The organism is Pseudaminobacter soli (ex Zhang et al. 2022) (assembly GCF_014595955.1).
Taxonomy (GTDB): Bacteria; Pseudomonadota; Alphaproteobacteria; order Rhizobiales; family Rhizobiaceae; genus Kumtagia; species Kumtagia pseudosoli.
In genome coordinates this window covers 67,530-70,512 of sequence record NZ_JABVCF010000022.1, presented here as the reverse complement: position 1 = coordinate 70,512, position 2,983 = coordinate 67,530, and the positions used below count along the sequence as shown (strand labels likewise).

At 62.1% G+C, this 2,983-nt stretch carries 2 protein-coding genes and 2 pseudogenes; all 4 read right to left on the bottom strand.

What is annotated here, in order from left to right:
- Positions 1–77 (bottom strand): annotated as a pseudogene (locus HUI96_RS27275) (GTP-binding protein); the annotation flags it as partial.
- A 66-nt stretch (positions 78–143) separates the two neighbouring features.
- Complete coding sequence (gene fusA / locus HUI96_RS27270; protein ID WP_188257848.1) at positions 144–2,234, bottom strand: elongation factor G; 2,091 nt, start codon at positions 2,232–2,234, stop codon at positions 144–146.
- 33 nt (positions 2,235–2,267) lie between these two features.
- Complete coding sequence (gene rpsG / locus HUI96_RS27265) at positions 2,268–2,738, bottom strand: 30S ribosomal protein S7 (RefSeq protein ID WP_188257847.1); 471 nt, start codon at positions 2,736–2,738, stop codon at positions 2,268–2,270.
- Between the two features lie 61 nt (positions 2,739–2,799).
- A pseudogene (locus HUI96_RS29730) lies at positions 2,800–2,983 on the bottom strand (30S ribosomal protein S12); the annotation flags it as partial.

Here is a 2,983-nt window from a genome sequence, read left to right as displayed (position 1 = left end):
GTCTTGCCATGGTCGACATGGCCGATCGTACCAATGTTCACATGCGGCTTCGTACGCTCGAATTTGCTCTTGGCCATGTGAGGTCTCCGTACCTTCTAGCCCGTTAGGGCACTGAATGAGTTTTCGCGCAGAACCCGTTCGGATTACGCGTATTTCTTCTGAACTTCCTGTGCGACTGCGGTCGGCACGGGCTCGTAGTGGTCGAACTGCATCGTGTACTGCGCACGGCCCTGGCTCATCGAGCGCAGGCTGTCCACGTACTTGAACATGTTCGCCAGCGGCACCATCGCGTTGACGACGACGGCAACGCCACGGCTCTCCTGGCCCTGGATCTGGCCACGCCGGCTGTTCAGGTCGCCGATGACCGAACCGACGTAGTCCTCAGGCGTCACCACCTCGACCTTCATGATCGGCTCGAGCAGCTGCACGCCGAGCTTCGGGGCAGCCTCGCGGAAGCAGGCGCGGCCGGCGATCTCGAACGCGAGCACCGAGGAGTCGACGTCGTGGTAGGCACCGTCGATCAGCGTCGCCTTCACGCCGATCATCGGGAAACCAGCGAACGGACCGGACGACAGAACGCTCTGGATACCCTTCTCGACGCCCGGCACATATTCCTTCGGAACCGAGCCGCCGACGATCTTGGACTCGAACACGAAGTCCTCGCCCTCCGGGTTCGGCTCGAACACGACCTTGACGCGGGCAAACTGACCCGAGCCACCAGACTGCTTCTTGTGAGTGTAGTCCTGCTCGTGCTGCCGGGTGATCGTCTCGCGGTAGGCCACCTGGGGCGCGCCGACGTTGGCCTCGACCTTGAACTCGCGACGCATGCGGTCGACGATGATGTCGAGGTGCAACTCGCCCATTCCGGCGATGATAGTCTGGCCGCTCTCCTCGTCGGTCCTGACGCGGAAGGACGGATCCTCGGCCGCGAGGCGGTTGAGCGCGAGGCCCATCTTCTCCTGGTCGGCCTTGGTCTTCGGCTCGATCGCGATCTGGATGACCGGATCCGGGAACTCCATGCGCTCCAGAATCACGGGCTTGGCCGGATCGCAGAGTGTGTCGCCGGTGGTGGTCTCCTTCAGACCCGCCAGCGCGACGATATCGCCGGCGAAAGCCTCTTCGATGTCGGAACGCGAGTTGGAATGCATCTGCAGCATGCGGCCGATGCGCTCCTTCTTGCCCTTGACGGTATTCTCGAGCGCGATTCCCTTGGTGAGCTTGCCTGAGTAGATACGGCAGAACGTCAAGGAACCCACGAACGGATCGTTCATGATCTTGAACGCAAGCATCGACAGCGGCTCGTCATCCGACGACTTGCGGGTGATCTCGGCCTCGGTCTTCGCATCGATGCCCTTGATGTCAGGAACTTCGTTCGGGGCCGGTAGGAAATCGACCACGGCGTCGAGCAGCGGCTGCACACCCTTGTTCTTGAAGGCGCTGCCGCAATAGACCGGATGGAACTTCACAGCGATCGTGCCGATGCGGATCAGCTCGCGGATCTTGTCGTTGTCAGGCAGGTTGCCCTCGAGATAGGCCTCCATCGCGGCCTCGTCCATCTCGACCGCAGCCTCGATCATCTTCTCGCGATATTCCTCGGCCCTCTCCTTCAGATCGGCCGGGATCTCGACGACATCCCACTGCGCACCCAGCGCCTCGTCGCGCCACACCAGCGCATTCATCTCGATCAGATCGACGACGCCCTTGAAGTCGCTCTCGGCGCCGATCGGCAACTGCATGGCCACCGGGATAGCGCCAAGCCGCGACTTGATCATGTCGAGGCAGCGGTAGAAGTCGGCGCCGATCTTGTCCATCTTGTTGCAGAAGATCATGCGCGGGACATGATACTTCTCGGCCTGGCGCCAGACGGTCTCGGTCTGAGGCTCGACGCCGGCATTGGAATCGAGCAGCGCGATGGCGCCGTCGAGCACGCGCAGCGAACGCTCGACCTCGATGGTGAAGTCGACGTGGCCGGGCGTGTCGATGATGTTGAAGCGGCGCATCTTGCCGTCACGACCCTTCCACGCGGTCGTGGTGGCAGCTGAGGTGATCGTGATGCCGCGTTCCTGCTCCTGCTCCATCCAGTCCATGGTGGACGCACCATCGTGTGTCTCGCCCATCTTATGGCTCTTGCCTGTGTAGTAGAGAATCCGCTCCGTGGTCGTCGTCTTTCCGGCGTCGATATGCGCCATGATGCCGAAGTTGCGGTAGTCTTCGAGTTTGTATTCGCGAGCCATGGGAGCAGTCTCTCGTTCGATTTTTCGCGCTAATTACCAGCGGTAGTGCGCGAAGGCACGGTTGGCTTCCGCCATCTTGTGGGTGTCTTCACGCTTCTTGACCGCGGTGCCGCGATTGTTGGCGGCGTCCATCAGTTCGCCGGACAGGCGGTCGACCATCGTGGTCTCGTTGCGGTTGCGGGCCGCAGTGATCAGCCAGCGGATCGCCAGAGCCTGGCGGCGCTCAGGACGGACATCGACCGGCACCTGGTAGGTGGCGCCGCCGACGCGACGGGAGCGGACCTCCACATGCGGCGCGACATTGTCGAGCGCCTGCTTGAAGACCACCACCGGCTCCTGCCGGGCCTTGGCGCCGATCTGATCGAGCGCGCCATAGACGATCGATTCGGCGACCGACTTCTTGCCGTCATACATGATGGCATTCATGAACTTGGTGACGACGAGATCGCCGAACTTGGGATCCGGGTTGATCTCGCGCTTTTCTGCACTGTGACGTCGGGACATGTTTCTCGTCTCTCACCTTCTCGGCCTCCGCACCCTCAAAGCACCGAAGCCGTGGGAACCCTTACTTCGGACGCTTGGCGCCGTACTTGGAGCGGCGCTGCTTGCGGTTCTTCACGCCCTGCGTGTCGAGCACGCCGCGGATGACGTGGTAGCGAACGCCCGGCAGATCCTTCACGCGGCCGCCGCGGATCATCACGACCGAGTGCTCCTGAAGATTATGGCCCTCGCCCGGAATGTAGCCAATC

Excerpts from the sequence above, each read along its gene's own strand:
- rpsG (WP_188257847.1), bottom strand. The coding sequence starts at position 2,738 with ATGTCCCGACGTCACAGTGCAGAAAAGCGCGAGATCAACCCGGATCCC.
- fusA (WP_188257848.1), bottom strand. The coding sequence starts at position 2,234 with ATGGCTCGCGAATACAAACTCGAAGACTACCGCAACTTCGGCATCATG.